Consider the following 14,336-nt stretch of genomic DNA (forward strand, 5'->3'; position numbering starts at 1 on the left):
CAACAGCGCAGAAGTGGGCGCCCTATCGCGGAACCCAGTTGTAGGCGGCCACGGTCGCCTCCCGGACGGCGTCCGCCAGCGGGCGCAGCGCGTCGTCGCGGGCCGCGGCCTGCGCATGGGTGACCGCAGCACCGGGGGCGTCGGCCACGGCGAGGTCCAGCACCTGGGCCAGCCGCTGCGCCCGGCCGAGCATCGACAGGGCCAGTGGGTCGTGATCGGGCGGCAGCCCCGGCGCACTGATCGTCTTCGCCAGCCCCGCCAGCAGCGCGGGCACCTCGGGGTTCCAGCGGGCCAGGTCCAGCGACACCAGCGTCCGCGCGGCGTCGCCGACGGCCAGGTCCAGCGCGCCGGAGGTCTGCCGCAGGGTGCCCTCCACCGGTGGGGCGGCCGGCGCCGCGCCGTCCAGGGGGACGGCGGTCCAGGAGACGGCCTCCGGTCCCAGGTCCTCGGGGACCAGGGCCACCCGGTCGCCGACGGCGAGCTGCCCGGCCTCCAGCGCCAGCGCCACCAGCCCGGGCACCGCGGACAGCCCGCGGACGTCGCCGGGCACCGGCAGCACCAGTCGCAGCCGCCGCTCGCCCAGGCCGCGCAGCGCGCTCAGCGCCCAGCCCAGCGGCACGGCCTCGGTGGTGGCGGGGAGACCGACCACCCGGTGGGCGGTGTCGCCGAGGAGCGCGTCGAGGGCCTCGTCGTAGGAGGTCCGTCCGGTGAGCCAGGCGGTCGCCCAGACAGCGAAACGGCCGGCGGGGTAGTCGTGCACGACTGTCGAGGCTACGACGCGGCCGCCACCCCGCCGGGCGCGCGTCGGGCCCCGCGCACACGCAGCCGTGCCAGACTGCCGACGTGGGTGCCTGGTTGCTCTGGTTGATCGCCGGCGGGCTCTTCGCCGCCGGTGAGCTCGCGAGCTTGGACCTCGTGCTGCTCATGTTCGCCGGCGGCGCCCTGGGCGGGATGGCGGTCGCGCTCGTCGGCCTGGCGGCCCCGATCCAGATCGCGGCCTTCATCGTGGTCTCGGTGGGCCTACTGGTGCTCATCCGCCCGATCGCCGTGCGGCACCTGGTGAACCGCACCCCGGAGCAGATCGACGGCGTGGCCGTCTACGTGGGCCGGACAGCAGTGGTCACCGAGCGCGTCGACCATCGGCGCGGCCGCATCACCATGGGCGCCGACGTCTGGAGCGCCCGGAGCGAGTACGAGGGGCAGGTGTTCGAGGTCGGCGAGAAGGTCCGGATCATGGAGTTGGACGGCCCCACCGCCCTCGTCGCCGACGCGCTGGAGTGACCGTCTGCCCCAGCTCGACCACCGCGATCGGGTGACGCGGTGCCGGGAGGCTGACCGGCACCGTGAGAAGAGAGGATCATCGGAACTCCGCACCATCCTCCGAGGAGACGGAGACCGACTCCCGTGACACCCGCACTGATCGCCCTCATCGTGATCGCCGCGCTCGTGATCCTCGTCCTCGCCCGGAGCGTGACGATCGTGCCCCAGGCCCAGGCCAAGGTGATCGAACGGCTGGGTCGGTACAGCCGCACGCTCTCGCCGGGGCTGGCGCTGCTGGTGCCCTTCGTCGACCGGGTCCGCGCCACCATCGACCTGCGCGAGCAGGTCATCTCCTTTCCGCCGCAGCCGGTGATCACCGCCGACAACCTGCAGGTGGGCATCGACACGGTCCTGTACTTTCAGGTCACCGATCCCCGGCTGGCCGTGTACGGGATCGCGAACTACATCACCGGCATGGAGCAGCTGACCACCACGACCCTGCGCAACGTCGTCGGCGGGCTGAACCTGGAGGGCGCACTCACCGGCCGGGACGGCATCAACTCCCAGCTCCGCGAGGTGCTCGACGGCACCACCGGCCCGTGGGGGCTGCGGGTCGCCCGGGTGGAGATCAAGGCGATCGACCCGCCGGCGTCGATCCAGGACTCCATGGAGAAGCAGATGCGGGCCGACCGCGACAAGCGGGCGGTCATCCTCACCGCCGAGGGCCAGCGGCAGTCGGCCATCACGACCGCCGAGGGGCAGAAGGCCTCGGCGATCCTGTCGGCCGAGGGCAAGAAGCAGGCCGCCATCCTGGAGGCCGAGGCCGAACGGCAGAGCCGGATCCTGCGCGCCGAGGGTGAGCGCGCGGCGCTGTTCCTGCAGGCACAGGGCCAGGCCAAGTCGATCGAGACGGTCTTCCAGGCCATCCACGACGGGAAGCCGGACTCCGGGCTGCTGGCCTACCAGTACCTGCAGACGCTGCCGAAGATCGCCCAGGGCGACGCCAACAAGATGTGGATCGTCCCCAGCGAGTTCAGCAAGGCGCTCGAGGGGCTGTCCCGGCTCGGTGGCGCGGACGGCGGCGAGGGGCGGTCCTGGATGGACGTCGACGCGCCGTCCGCAGCCGGGAATGGCTCCGCGAACGGCTCGGCAGCCACCGCTGCCCCAGCCCCGGCGACCTCGCTGGACACCAGCACCTGGTTCGAGTCGCAGCTCCCGCCGGCGGCTGAGCAGCCGGAGGCCAGGATCGAGATGACGAGCATCGGCGTCCAGCCCAGCCTGCCCACGCCCGGGGTAGCGACTCCGCCGCCGCTGTCGGAGGTCACCCGGGACGTGCAGCAGTCCGCCGGGTACCCGCCACTCGAGGACCCGCCGCAACTGCAGCAGTAGGCCCGACGACGAGACGGCCGGCTCCCCGGGAAGGGGAGCCGGCCGTACATCGTGCGGAGGACCGCGTGCTCAGTCCTTCAGCAGCCCCTCGCGGAGCTTGGCCAGCGTCTGGCTAAGCAGCCGGGAGACGTGCATCTGGGAGATGCCGATGTCCGCTGCGATCTGCGACTGCGTCATGTTCCCGAAGAAGCGCAGGATCAGGATGCGCCGTTCCCGCGCCGGGATGGTGGCCAGCAGGGGCTGCAACGACTCCCGGTACTCCACGCCCTCCAGCGCGGCGTCCTCCTCGCCGAGGGTGGCCGCCAGCGTGGGGGAGTCCTCCTCCCCGGACAGCCGTTCGTCCAGCGAGCTGCTGCGGTAGGCGTTGGCCACCGCCAGGCCCTCGAGGACTTCGGCCCGGGGGATGCCCAGGTGCTCGGCCAGCTCGCTCGGGTTGGGCGCGTGACCGTTCTTCTGGGCCAGCTCGCTCACCGCGGCGTTCAGCGACAGGTGCAGCTCCTGCAGCCGCCGAGGCACCCGCACCGACCAGCCCTGGTCCCGGAAGTGCCGCTTGATCTCCCCGGTGATGGTCGGCACCGCGAAGGACAGGAACTCCACGCCGCGGGTGGGATCGAACCGGTCGATGGCGGCGATGAGACCCAGCGTGCCCACCTGCAGCAGGTCGTCGAAGGGCTCACCGCGGTTGCTGAACCGGCGAGCGAAGTGCCGGACCAGCGGCAGGTGCTCCTCGACCAGGATCTCGCGCAGCCGCTCCCGCCGCGGGTCGCCCTTCTCCAGGGTGGCCAGCTCGGCGAACAGCGGCGCGGTGCGCTCTGCCCGGCTGCGGTTCTCCGACAGCGGCGGTGCCGCGGCCGGCGTATCGACGGCCTCCTCGGCCGGTACCTCGGCCGGCAGGGGGATGGGCGTGCCCGCCGCTGCGTCGCCGGGCTGGCGGGCCTCGGGGACGCCGGCGGCGACCGAGGGAACGCCGGCGGCGACCGAGGGAACGCCGGCGTCGAGGGCGACCGGCGCCGGCTCGGCCGGCCGGGCGTTCTCAGCGGCACCGAGGACGGGGATGTCGTCCGTGGCCGGCTGACGTGCGGCAGCCGACCGGGTCACCGTGCGACCGACACGTCGTGGTGAGGCTGCTCCACGGCCGCGCTGGGAGAGTGGCGACGGAGGTACTTGGCCAGCGCGATGCAGGCGACGGGGGAGGCGCTGCCGTCCCCGGCGGGCACCGTGGCCTGCGTGCTCGGGCCGGCGTCCACCGAGTCGACCAGCGTGTGCAGCACGGCCCAGCCGAAGCCGTCGCGCGAGACGTCCGTGCCCTCCGTGGTGGGCACCCAGGCGTCGATCCGCAGGGCGTCGCGGGAGGCCTCGAAGACCACTGTCAGCGGACTGTCGCTCAGGGCCACGGCGGCCAGCGTCGCGCAGGCCTCGTCGACGGCGAGGCGGAGGTCCTCCACCGCGTCGAGGTCGAAGTCCATCCGCATGGCCAGGTCACCGGCCATCGCCCGCACCGCGGGCAGTTGGGTCGGCGAAGTGGGGACGCGCAGTTCCAGCCGCTCCGCACGCCGCTCGGCGGCGGGCGCGCCCGTAGTGTCGACCATCCGTCGTCTGCTCCTTCGTCAGCACCGCGCCCCCGGGGCGGGGACGGGCCCGTTCATCATCGCGCACGCGCCGGCCGGCCCGGTCCGGAGCACGACCGAGAGCCGCTGCCCCGCCGGGACACGACAACCCGGAGTGCCCGGGGGCGCCCGGCGGGAAACGCAGTGCCGACGCGATATGCGCGGCTGCGGATGGAGGCAAACCTCCGATCTGCGATCCCCGTCCCGCGGTGGTCCCGGGCGGGGAATGGCGACCGCCGCGGGGTTTGAGCCCGCTGGGCCGAGCACATCTGAGCGGGGTGAGACTGCGGCGGAGCGACGTACACGCACCGGGCTGGACCCGGCGACGGGCGGGGCGGGGGTTCGCCTACTACGACAGCGACAGCGTGCTTCTCAAGGACGACCGGGTGGACCGCATCAAGGCGCTGGCCGTCCCGCCGGCCTGGAATGACGTGTGGATCTGCCCGTGGCCCAACGGCCACATCCAGGCCGTGGGCACCGACGCGGCCGGACGCCGGCAGTACCGCTACCACGACCAGTGGCGGCTGAAGCGGGACGCCGCCAAGCACGAGCGGGTGTTGGAGATCTCCCACCAGCTGCCCGACGTCCGGGACGCGGTGGTCACGGCTCTGCGCACCCGCGGGCTGAACCGGGAGCGGGTGCTGGCCTGCGGCGTCCGGCTGCTCGACCTCGGGGCGTTCCGGGTGGGCAGCGAGCAGTACGCCGAGGACAACGGCACCTTCGGGCTGGCCACGCTGCGCCGCGAGCACGTCGAGGTCCGCGGTGAACGCGTCTTCTTCCACTACACGGCCAAGGGCGGCATCGACCGTGAGCTGGAGCTCGTCGACCGGCCCACCGCCACTGTGGTGCGCCAGCTGCTGGAGCGGCCGGCCGAGCAGGGCGACGACCTGCTGGGCTACCCGCTGGCCTGCGGCAGTTGGCATGACGTGACCAGCGACGAGGTCAACGCCTACCTCAAGGAGATCAGCGGCGCAGAGATCACCGCGAAGGACTTCCGCACCTGGACGGCGACGGTGATGATGGCCGCCACCCTGGCCGAGACGCCACCGCCGACCAGCCGCACCGCACGCAAAAAGGTGGTCCGGCAGGCCTATGTGAAGGTCTCCGAGCAGCTGGGCAACACCCCCGCGGTGTGCAAGGCCAGCTACGTCGACCCGCGGGTGGTCGATCGGTTCGAGCACGGCGAGACCATCGCCGAGTCCCTCAGCGAAGCCTCCCAGGCTCCCGACGACCGAACCGCCCAGCGGACCGTCGAGGCCGCGGTCTGTGCCCTGCTGAGCGCCTGAGTCGGATAGCACGACGGCGCCCCGCCGAGGCGGGGCGCCGTCGTGCCCTGGTGCGGGTGAGCCTGAGGTCAGCTCTTGTCGCCGATCCTGAACAGGTCGATCAGGCCGGTGACCTCCAGGGGGCGGGTCACGGCGCGGGTGTTCGCCACCAGCCGCAGACCGACGTCCCGCGAGCGGGCCGACTTCTGCGTCTCGACGAGCACGGCCAGCCCGGCCGAGCCCAGGAACTGGACGCCGCACAGGTCGATGACCAGCTCGGTGGGCTGCTGCTCCAGCTGGGTGTCCAGCGAGGCGCGCAGCACGGGGGCGGTGAAGGTGTCGACCTCGCCGACGACCGTCACGGTGACCGTGCCGTCACCATCGTTGGACGTCGACAGCGTAATCACGTCGTCGAAGGGCGCTTCGGCGACGTCGGAGGGGGCGGACACGTCGCGCGTTCCCTCGGCGGGCAGATCAGATGAGGTCACGGACTGCAGCTCCTCTCAGGGGCGGTGCTCCTGGGTACCCGTTCGACGGACAGGGTACTGCTGCACCCCGCACCGACCGACCGTCGCCCTGGACACCGCCGGACACGCACACGGCCCACCCGGTCGTCCGGGCGGGCCGACGGCTGGCTGCTCAACCGTAGCGCCCAACGTAGTTGAGCGCTGATCAACGCACCACTCAGCCGCCAGCAGCCCCCGGGCCGGTTCAGCCGTCGGTGACGTGCATGGCCCGATCCTCGGGCCCCTCGCCGCCGGTCGGCGCCTCGCCGGTGGCGATCACGTCGTCCTTCACGGTGTCGGTGCCGGAGTCGTCGCCGCGGTCGGTGTCGACGTCCTGGTCCAGCTGCGGGACCGTGCGCTCGGCGGACTCGGCGGACTCGGCGGCGCGCACGTCGCCGAGTCCGCCGACGTCGGGCTCCTCCCGGTCCAGCCGGCCGGACAGCGACTCGCCCTCGGCCTGCTCCTCGGCGGTCGTGCCGACGTCGACGCTGGCGCGTGCCCGCTCCCCGGGGACCGGCGCGAACTCGGGGTCCTCGGCCAGTGCCTCCGTGGGGTGGTCGTCGTCGGCGATGTCGGGCACGCCATCGTCCTCGTAGGAGATGTCCCGGGCGGTCTGGCCCTCGGCTCCGTTGGTGCCGGGGCGGCGGCGGTCATGTGTCCCGGTGAGGCCACGCTCGTCGTCGGGGAACTCCGCGTCGTTCGCGGCGGAGTCGACCGCCGCCCGGTCCGGGTCCAGCTCGGTCATGGGGTGTGCCTCCGTTCTGCGTGCGGGGTTCCTCACACGCTCGACCGTCCAGGTGCGACGGGTGGAGCCGGTCGGATGACCGGCGTCGTGATCACCGCCCTACCCGCGGGCCCGGCGGGCATGCGTGAGTCCCGTCGCGGCGGTGGGCATGGCTCCGCATGGGCATGGCTCCGTGTCGGCAGGGGTAGCGGGGCGGCATGGCGATTCCAGACGGTGTGCAGCGGATCGGAGGGCCGGTCCGCCACTGGGCCCGGACCCAGCAGCAGGAGTACGCACACGGGGAGCCCCGCCCGCTGGCGGGTCTGCTCGGCGCGATGGGCGTCTATCTGGGGGTGACCGCCGCCGGCGCGGCGGCGGTGCGGGCGGCGGGCAAGGAGCTGCCGACCAGGATCCCGCTCGGCGATGCCGTGCTGTTGACCGTCGCGGCCTTCCGGCTGGCGCGCACCATCGCGAAGGACCCGGTCACCAGCCCGCTGCGGGCACCGTTCACGAGCTACCAGGGCACCTCGGGCGAGGCCGAGGTGGCCGAGGAGGTTCGGGTGCACGGCGGGGTCAAGCACGCCATCGGGGAGCTCGTCACCTGCCCGTTCTGCCTGGCCCAGTGGACGGCGACCGCGCTGGTGCTCGGCTACGCAAGTGCGCCGCGGGCCACCCGCCTGGTCGGCCTGACGATGACGATGGTGGCCGGCGCCGACGTCGGGCAGTTCCTCTACGACGCCATCCAGAACGGCGCTCTGGAGTCGGACGGCGACGCGGAGTCCTGACCCGGGGGTCGCTCTGCCCCGTCGGGGTGGGATGCGGCTTCCACCAGCGCCCTCACCGCGCCAGAGGGCCGCGTCCGGACCTATCCTGCGATTTTGTCGGGCTGTCGCGGGTGACAGCTCTGCGTGGACAGGAGGCGGTCGTGCGGTCGATCTGGCGTGGCGCGGTCTCCTTCGGCCTGGTCTCCATCGGGGTGAAGCTGTACTCGGCGACCGAGGACCACGACATCCGGTTCCACCAGGTGCACAAGACCGACGGTGGCCGGGTGAAGTACAAGCGGGTCTGCTCGATCGACGGCGAAGAGGTCGAGTACGGCGACATCGCCAAGGGCTACGAGCTGCCCGACGGCCAGCTGGTCGTGCTCACCGACGCCGACCTCGACGAGCTGCCGCTGGGCACCAAGCACGAGATCGAGGTGCTGCAGTTCGTCGACCAGGATCAGATCGACCCGATCCACTTCGAGAAGACGTACTACCTGGAGCCAGACGGCGTCGCCACCCGCCCCTACGTGCTGCTGCGCACTGCCCTGGAGAACGCCGGCCAGGTCGCCATCACCAAGATCGCCATCCGGCAGCGGGAGTCGCTGGCCGCGCTGCGGGTGCGCGAGGGCGTGCTCGTGCTGCACACGATGCGATGGCCCGACGAGATCCGCCGTCCCGGCTTCGCCTTCCTTGACGACGAGGTGCCGGTGCGCCCGCAGGAACTGCAGATGGCCGAGTCGCTGATCTCCACCATGGCTGGCGACTTCGACGCCGGCGCCTTCACCGACGACTACCGCGAGGCGATGACCGCCCTGCTGGAGGCCAAGCAGTCCGGCGGTGAGGTCCGGGCCGTGCCGGAGACCGCCGACACCGACGGTGGCGCGGTGGTCGACCTGATGAGCGCGCTGCGCCGCAGCGTCGAGCGGGCCGGAGGAACGGCACCGGCGGGCGACAAGGCCGAGGACGACGAGGCCCCGGCGGAGGCCCCGGCGAAGGCCCCCGCGAGGAAGGCGGCGGCGAGGAAGGCCGCCCCGACCAAGGCGCCGGCGAAGAAGGCGGCGGCCAAGGCGCCGGCGGCGAAGGCGGCCGCCAGCGAGGCCGAGAAGCCGGCGAAGCGGACCGCCCGGCCGCGCAAGACCGCCTGATCCCCACCGCCGGTCATCCGCATGCCCGCCCGCCCCGATCCGCTCGCCAGCTACCGGGCCAAGCGCGACCCGGCCCGCACCGCCGAGCCGGTCCCGCCGGCCTGGCAGCCGCTGCCGGCCGGGGACGACGACACGTTCGTGGTGCACGAGCACCACACCCCCCGTGGGCGCACCGGGGATCGGGTGCACTGGGACCTGCGGCTGGAGCGCGACGGCGTCCTGAAGAGCTGGGCGGTGCCCAAGGGGCCGCCCACCGAGCCCGGGCTGAACCGGCTGGCCGTGCCCACCGAGGACCACCCGCTGGAGTACGCCTCCTTCAGCGGCACCATCGCCGCCGGTGAGTACGGCGGCGGGGAGGTCGGCATCTGGGACGCCGGCCGCTACGCCACCGAGAAGTGGGCCGACGACCACATCACCGTCGCCTTCGACGGCGCCCGGCTGACCGGTCGGTACGTGCTGTTCCGGCTGCCTGACGGAACCTGGAACGTGCGCAAGCTGGACCACACACCTCCAGTGGGGAACCCGACGCCTGCGGCGCGCCCTGCCGATCCGACCTCGGGTGCCCCGGTCGCCCCCGGCGTCCCGGAGGACCTGACCCCGATGCTGGCCGCCGCCGGCGAGCTGCCTCTCGACACCGACCAGCGGTGGGGCTTCGAATTCAAGTGGGACGGCGTCCGCGCGCTCGCGCACGTGCGAAACGGCCGGCTCAGCCTGCGTGCCCGCAGCGGCAACGACGTCACCGGCACCTATCCCGAGCTCGGCCGGCTGCCCGCGGCGCTGACCGGGCACGACGCCGTACTGGACGGCGAGGTCGTCACCTTCGACGCGGCCGGGCGCCCGGACTTCGGCCTCCTGCAGGGCCGGATCCACCGGCGCGGCCCGGAGGTCGCCCGGCTGGCCGCAGCCGCGCCGGTCAGCTATCTGGTCTTCGACCTGCTCGCCTGGGACGGCGAGAGCCTGCTCTCGCTGCCCTACACGGAGCGCCGCGAGCGGCTGAACGCCCTCGGGCTGGCGGCTGACCGCTGGGTCCCCACGCCGTGGTTCCGCGGAGGCGGGTCGGGGGTGCAGGCGGCCAGCCTGGAGAACGGGCTGGAGGGCATCGTCGCCAAGCGGCTGGACGGGCCGTATCGGCCGGGCGGGCGGGGGCCGGACTGGCGCAAGGTGAAGAACATCCGTACCCAGGCGGTCGTCGTCGGCGGCTGGCGGCCCGGGGCTGGACGGCGGGCCGGCGGCATCGGGTCGCTGCTGGTGGGGGTGCACGACGACACCGGCGCCTTCGTGTTCGCCGGCCACGTCGGCACGGGCTTCACCGGCAAGATGCTGGCCGACCTGGGCGCGGCGGTCACCGCACGCCTCACGTCGCCGTTCACCGACGCGCTGCCACGGGAGGTCACCCGCGACGCGCAGTGGGTGGAGCCGGGGCTGGTGGGGGAGGTGGCTTTCACGGAGTGGACCCGGGAGGGCCGGCTGCGGCACCCCTCGTGGCGGGGCCTGCGGGACGATGTCGTCCCGGCCGACGTGGTGGTCGAGCCGTGAGTCGCCAGCGCGTGCACATCGAGGGCCGCCAGCTCGAGGTGTCCAACCTGGACAAGGTGCTCTTCCCGGAGGTGGGGTTCACCAAGGCGCAGGTCATCGACTACTACGTCCGGATCGCTCCGGTGCTGCTGCCGCACGTCGCCGGCCGGCCGGTCACCTTCACCCGCTGGCCGAACGGGGTCGACGGGCAGGCCTTCTTCGAGAAGAACAGCGGCCGGCACGCCCCCGCCTGGGTGCGGTCGGCCACCGTTCCCTCACCGGGCAGCAGCAAGGGCCGGGAAACACTGGACATGGTGCTTTTGACCGCCGTCCCGGACCTGGTCTGGTCGGCCAACCTGGCCGCGCTCGAGGTGCACGTGCCGCAGTGGCGGCTCGACGCCGCGGGCCGGGCCGAGCTTCCCGACCTGCTGGTGCTCGACCTCGATCCGGGCCCGGGCACCGGCGTGACGGAGTGCGCCCGGGTCGGCCACCGGTTGCGTGAGCGCCTGGTCGCCGACGGGCTCGACCCGGTGGTCAAGACCTCGGGCTCGAAGGGGCTGCAGGTCTACGCGCCCATCGTCTGCGAGGACGCCGACCACCCCAGCCGGTACGCCAAGTCGCTGGCCCAGGGGCTCATCCGGGAGACGCCCGAGGACGTCGTCTGGCGGATGGAGAAGGCGCTGCGCCCGGGCAAGGTGCTGGTCGACTGGAGCCAGAACAACACGGCCAAGACGACCGTGGCGCCCTACTCGCTGCGCGCCCGGGCCGGCGCAACGGTGTCCACGCCGATCAGCTGGGCCGAACTCGACGCCGTCCGCGACGGTGCCGACCCGGCGACCGTTCGGTTCGACACCGCGGCGGTCCTCGCCCGGGTCGACGAGCTCGGCGACCTGTTCGACATCGCGGCCCGGCGCCGGGGCGCCCTGCCCCCGGGTTGACCCGCTGTCCGGCCGATGTGGCCACTTTGGCACCATGCGCCGCGTGTCCGCCCCCGACTTCCGGAAGGCCCGCTTGACCGACGTCGGCCGCCTCGTCGTCCGCTGCCCGGACCGGCCGGGGATCGTCGCCGTCCTGAGCGGGCTGATGGCCCAGGCGGGGGCCAACATCATCGACTCCCAGCAGCACTCCTCCGACCCCTCGGGCGGCACCTTCACTCTGCGGCTGGAGTTCTTCCTCGCCGACCTGGCCACCCGCCGGTCCGACCTGGAGGCCGGGCTGGCCGCGTTGGCGGGGGAGTGGCAGCTGACCTGGCGACTCACCGAGGCCGCGCACCGGCCCCGGCTGGCGGTCTTCGTGTCCAAGGCCGACCACGGGCTGCAGGAACTGCTCTACCGGGTCGGCTCGGGGGACCTGCGGGCCGAGATCGCCGTCATCGTGTCCAATCACCCCGACCTCGAGCCGGTGGCCCGCGTGCACGGGGTGCCGTTCCACCACGTGCCGGTCACCCCGCAGACCAAGGCCGAGGCCGAGGCCCGTGCGCTGAAACTGGTCGGGGACGCGGACCTGGTGGTGCTGGCCCGGTACATGCAGGTCGTGTCGGCGGACTTCTGCAGCCGCTTCCCCGAGCGGCTGATCAACATCCACCACAGCTTCCTGCCGGCCTTCGTCGGTGCGAACCCGTACCAGGCGGCGGCCGACCGGGGTGTGAAGCTGATCGGCGCCACTGCGCACTACGTGACCGCGGAGCTCGACGCCGGGCCGATCATCGAGCAGGAGGTCGCCCGGATCGACCACCGCGCCACCGTCGAGGACATGCGTCGGGTGGGCCGCTACGTCGAGCGCCAGGTGCTCGCCCAGGCGGTCACCTGGCACGTGGAGGATCGGATCATCGTGGACGGCGCCAAGACCATCGTCTTCGCGTGAGCCGCCCCGCCACCCGCGGGCATAGGAAGCTCTCCACCCGGTTCTCGGCCGGAAACCGGGTGGAAAGCTTCCTACGCCTCGCCCCGCCGGGGTCCCCTTCTCTTGACTCAGTCAAGACAACCGGGTTGAGTGGCTGGCGATGGAGACGACCTGGGAGCACCGCCTGCGCTCGGCGGGGCTGCGCGTGACGCGGCCCCGGCTGTCCGTGCTCGGTGTCCTCGCCGAGCACTCGCACGTCGACGCCGACACCATCGCCACCGCCGCCCGCGTCGTGCACCCGTCGATCTCGCCGCAGGCGGTCTACGGGGTGCTCAAAGCCCTGGTCGGCGGAGGTCTGGCCCGCCGTATCGAGCCCGCCGGCGCGCCGGCGCTCTACGAGCTGCGGGTCGGCGACAACCACCACCACCTGGTCTGCCGGGAGTGCGGGGACGTCGCCGACGTCGACTGCGCCGTGGGGGCGGCTCCGTGCCTTACCCCCTCGGACGCGGCCGGGTTCGTCGTCGATGAGGCCGAGGTCGTCTTCTGGGGACTCTGCGCGGGCTGTCAGGTCGCGCGCAGGCAGCACGGGTACGGAGCTGGGATCGCAATCCGAGGAGGAGCAACAGCATGACCGACGTCGCATCGCAGGGACCGGCAGCCAGTGAGGCCGACCGCGCCGTCCTGACCAACCGTCAGGGCCATCCGGTCTACGACAACCAGAACCAGCGGACGGTGGGCGCGCGTGGCCCGGCGACCCTGGAGAACTACCAGTTCCTCGAGAAGATCAGCCACTTCGACCGCGAGCGGATCCCGGAGCGGGTCGTGCACGCCCGCGGCACCACCGCCTTCGGCTACTTCGAGGCCGACGGCACGGTGGGCGATGAGCCCATCGCGAAGTACACGCGGGCGGGGCTGTTCCAGGAGAGGGGCAAGCGGACCGAGCTCGCCGTCCGCTTCTCCACCGTGGCCGGTGGCCGGGACTCCTCGGAGGTGTCCCGCGACCCCCGCGGCTTCGCGGTGAAGTTCTACACCGAGGAGGGCAACTGGGACCTGGTCGGCAACAACCTGGCTGTCTTCTTCATCCGGGACGCCATCAAGTTCCCCGACTTCATCCACTCGCAGAAGCCGGACCCCGTCACTTTCGAGGCCAACGTCGCCGAGCGCGCCTTCGACTTCTTCAGCCAGACGCCCGAGGCCATGCACATGGTCACCCTCGTGTTCAGCCCACGTGGTCTCCCGGCGACCTACCGGCACCAGCAGGGCTTCGGGGTGAACACCTACAAGTGGGTCAACGACCAGGGCGAGACCGTCCTGGTCAAGTACCACTGGGTGCCCAAGCAGGGCGTGCAGTCCTACACCGCCGCCGACGGGGCGGCCGTCCAGGCGCAGACCACCGGTTCGCATACCAAGGACCTCTACGACGCCATCGAGCGCGGCGACCACCCCCAGTGGGAGCTGCACGTACAGCTGATGGAGGACGGCGAGCATTCCGAGCTGGACTTCGACCCGCTGGACGACACCAAGGTCTGGCCGGAGCAGGTCTTCCCGCTGCGCAAGATCGGCACCATGACGCTGGACCGCGCGCCGGAGAACTTCTTCGCCGAGAGCGAGCAGATCGCCTTCGGCACCGGCGTGCTGGTCGACGGGCTGGACTTCTCCGACGACAAGATGCTGGTCGGCCGGACGTTCTCCTACTCCGACACCCAGCGTTACCGGGTCGGGCCGAACTACCTGCAGCTGCCGGTGAACCAGGCCAGGAACGCCCGGGTCGCCACCAACCAGCGTGACGGCCAGATGTCCCTCGGCGTGGACCTCGGCGCCGGCCAGAATCCGCACGTGAACTACGAGCCGTCGATCCTCGGGGGCCTGCGCGAGGCGGAGTACCCGACACACGACGAACAGGGTCCGGTCATCACCGGTCGGGTCACCCGCAAGCGGATCCCGATCACCAACGACTACCAGCAGGCCGGTGAGCGCTACCGGCTGTCGGAGCAGTGGGAGAAGGACGACCTGGTCGCCAACCTGGTCGGCGCCCTGACGCAGTGCCGTCGAGAGATCCAGGAGCGGATGGTCTGGCACTTCTTCATGTGCGAGGAAGAGCTGGGCCAGCGGGTCGGCGAGGGCATCGGGATCAGTGCGGACGACGTCCGTGGACTGCCGCCGCTGCAGACCCAGACGCTGTCCGAGGAGGAGCAGCAGCGCGCTGCCAACCTGGGCAAGAACTCACCGCGGGACGTCTCCGGTCTGACCATGACGCACTGCGTGCCCAACGAGCACGCCGAGGTCACGCTCTGACGTCAGCCTGACCGGCAGGACACT

General features: G+C 72.3%; 15 protein-coding genes. 10 read left to right on the plus strand and 5 right to left on the minus strand.

Annotated elements, in window-relative coordinates; all coding sequences use genetic code 11:
- Positions 1-22: 22 nt before the first annotated feature.
- The gene (locus BLW04_RS06610) at positions 23-760 is read right to left on the minus strand and encodes a hypothetical protein (RefSeq protein WP_091537990.1); all 738 of its coding nucleotides are present in this window, start codon (positions 758-760) and stop codon (positions 23-25) included.
- 83 nt (positions 761-843) lie between these two features.
- Here BLW04_RS06610 and BLW04_RS06615 point away from each other — a divergent pair, with 83 nt between their 5' ends.
- Entirely contained in the window at positions 844-1,281 is a 438-nt protein-coding gene (locus tag BLW04_RS06615; RefSeq protein ID WP_091537991.1) for an NfeD family protein, read from the plus strand.
- 123 nt (positions 1,282-1,404) lie between these two features.
- Complete coding sequence (locus tag BLW04_RS06620) at positions 1,405-2,649, plus strand: SPFH domain-containing protein (protein ID WP_091537992.1); 1,245 nt, start codon at positions 1,405-1,407, stop codon at positions 2,647-2,649.
- 69 nt (positions 2,650-2,718) lie between these two features.
- On the opposite strand, the gene BLW04_RS06625 is transcribed toward BLW04_RS06620, so the two are convergent.
- Both BLW04_RS06625 and BLW04_RS06630 read right to left on the minus strand, forming a co-directional pair.
- Complete coding sequence (locus tag BLW04_RS06625) at positions 2,719-3,747, minus strand: RNA polymerase sigma factor SigF (RefSeq protein ID WP_254781128.1); 1,029 nt, start codon at positions 3,745-3,747, stop codon at positions 2,719-2,721.
- Positions 3,744-4,238: an ATP-binding protein gene (locus BLW04_RS06630; protein ID WP_091537993.1), complete on the minus strand. Its 495-nt coding sequence runs from the start codon at positions 4,236-4,238 to the stop codon at positions 3,744-3,746. Before BLW04_RS06630 ends, BLW04_RS06625 begins: the two co-directional genes overlap by 4 nt.
- 296 nt (positions 4,239-4,534) lie before the next feature.
- Here BLW04_RS06630 and BLW04_RS06635 point away from each other — a divergent pair, with 296 nt between their 5' ends.
- Positions 4,535-5,542: a DNA topoisomerase IB gene (locus tag BLW04_RS06635; RefSeq protein WP_091537994.1), complete on the plus strand. Its 1,008-nt coding sequence runs from the start codon at positions 4,535-4,537 to the stop codon at positions 5,540-5,542.
- Positions 5,543-5,610: 68 nt separating this feature from the next.
- Here BLW04_RS06635 and BLW04_RS06640 read toward each other — a convergent pair whose 3' ends face one another.
- The gene (locus BLW04_RS06640; RefSeq protein WP_091537995.1) at positions 5,611-6,009 is read right to left on the minus strand and encodes an STAS domain-containing protein; all 399 of its coding nucleotides are present in this window, start codon (positions 6,007-6,009) and stop codon (positions 5,611-5,613) included.
- A gap of 223 nt (positions 6,010-6,232) precedes the next feature.
- Positions 6,233-6,772, minus strand: a complete 540-nt coding sequence (locus tag BLW04_RS06645; protein ID WP_091537996.1) for a hypothetical protein — start codon at positions 6,770-6,772, stop codon at positions 6,233-6,235.
- 197 nt (positions 6,773-6,969) lie between these two features.
- Here BLW04_RS06645 and BLW04_RS06650 point away from each other — a divergent pair, with 197 nt between their 5' ends.
- From BLW04_RS06650 to BLW04_RS06680, 7 genes are all read left to right on the plus strand, one after another.
- Positions 6,970-7,536, plus strand: a complete 567-nt coding sequence (locus tag BLW04_RS06650) for a DUF1360 domain-containing protein (protein WP_091537997.1) — start codon at positions 6,970-6,972, stop codon at positions 7,534-7,536.
- A gap of 140 nt (positions 7,537-7,676) precedes the next feature.
- Positions 7,677-8,660, plus strand: a complete 984-nt coding sequence (locus tag BLW04_RS06655; protein WP_091537998.1) for a non-homologous end joining protein Ku — start codon at positions 7,677-7,679, stop codon at positions 8,658-8,660.
- Between the two features lie 21 nt (positions 8,661-8,681).
- Entirely contained in the window at positions 8,682-10,196 is a 1,515-nt protein-coding gene (gene ligD / locus BLW04_RS06660; protein WP_091537999.1) for a non-homologous end-joining DNA ligase, read from the plus strand.
- The gene (gene ligD / locus BLW04_RS06665) at positions 10,193-11,113 is read left to right on the plus strand and encodes a non-homologous end-joining DNA ligase (protein ID WP_175483927.1); all 921 of its coding nucleotides are present in this window, start codon (positions 10,193-10,195) and stop codon (positions 11,111-11,113) included. The genes ligD (BLW04_RS06660) and ligD (BLW04_RS06665) overlap by 4 nt, the downstream gene beginning before the upstream one ends.
- A 43-nt stretch (positions 11,114-11,156) precedes the next feature.
- The gene (purU, locus tag BLW04_RS06670) at positions 11,157-12,038 is read left to right on the plus strand and encodes a formyltetrahydrofolate deformylase (RefSeq protein ID WP_254781129.1); all 882 of its coding nucleotides are present in this window, start codon (positions 11,157-11,159) and stop codon (positions 12,036-12,038) included.
- 139 nt (positions 12,039-12,177) lie between these two features.
- Positions 12,178-12,648, plus strand: coding sequence for a Fur family transcriptional regulator (locus tag BLW04_RS06675; protein WP_091538002.1), 471 nt, complete (start codon positions 12,178-12,180; stop codon positions 12,646-12,648).
- Positions 12,645-14,312 carry a catalase gene (locus BLW04_RS06680; RefSeq protein WP_091538003.1) on the plus strand — a complete coding sequence of 556 codons (1,668 nt, stop codon included), beginning with the start codon at positions 12,645-12,647 and terminating at the stop codon, positions 14,310-14,312. Before BLW04_RS06675 ends, BLW04_RS06680 begins: the two co-directional genes overlap by 4 nt.
- The last annotated feature ends 24 nt before the right edge of the window (positions 14,313-14,336 follow it).

Origin of the sequence: Modestobacter sp. DSM 44400 (assembly GCF_900107175.1) — a bacterium.
Lineage (GTDB): Bacteria > Actinomycetota > Actinomycetes > Mycobacteriales > Geodermatophilaceae > Modestobacter.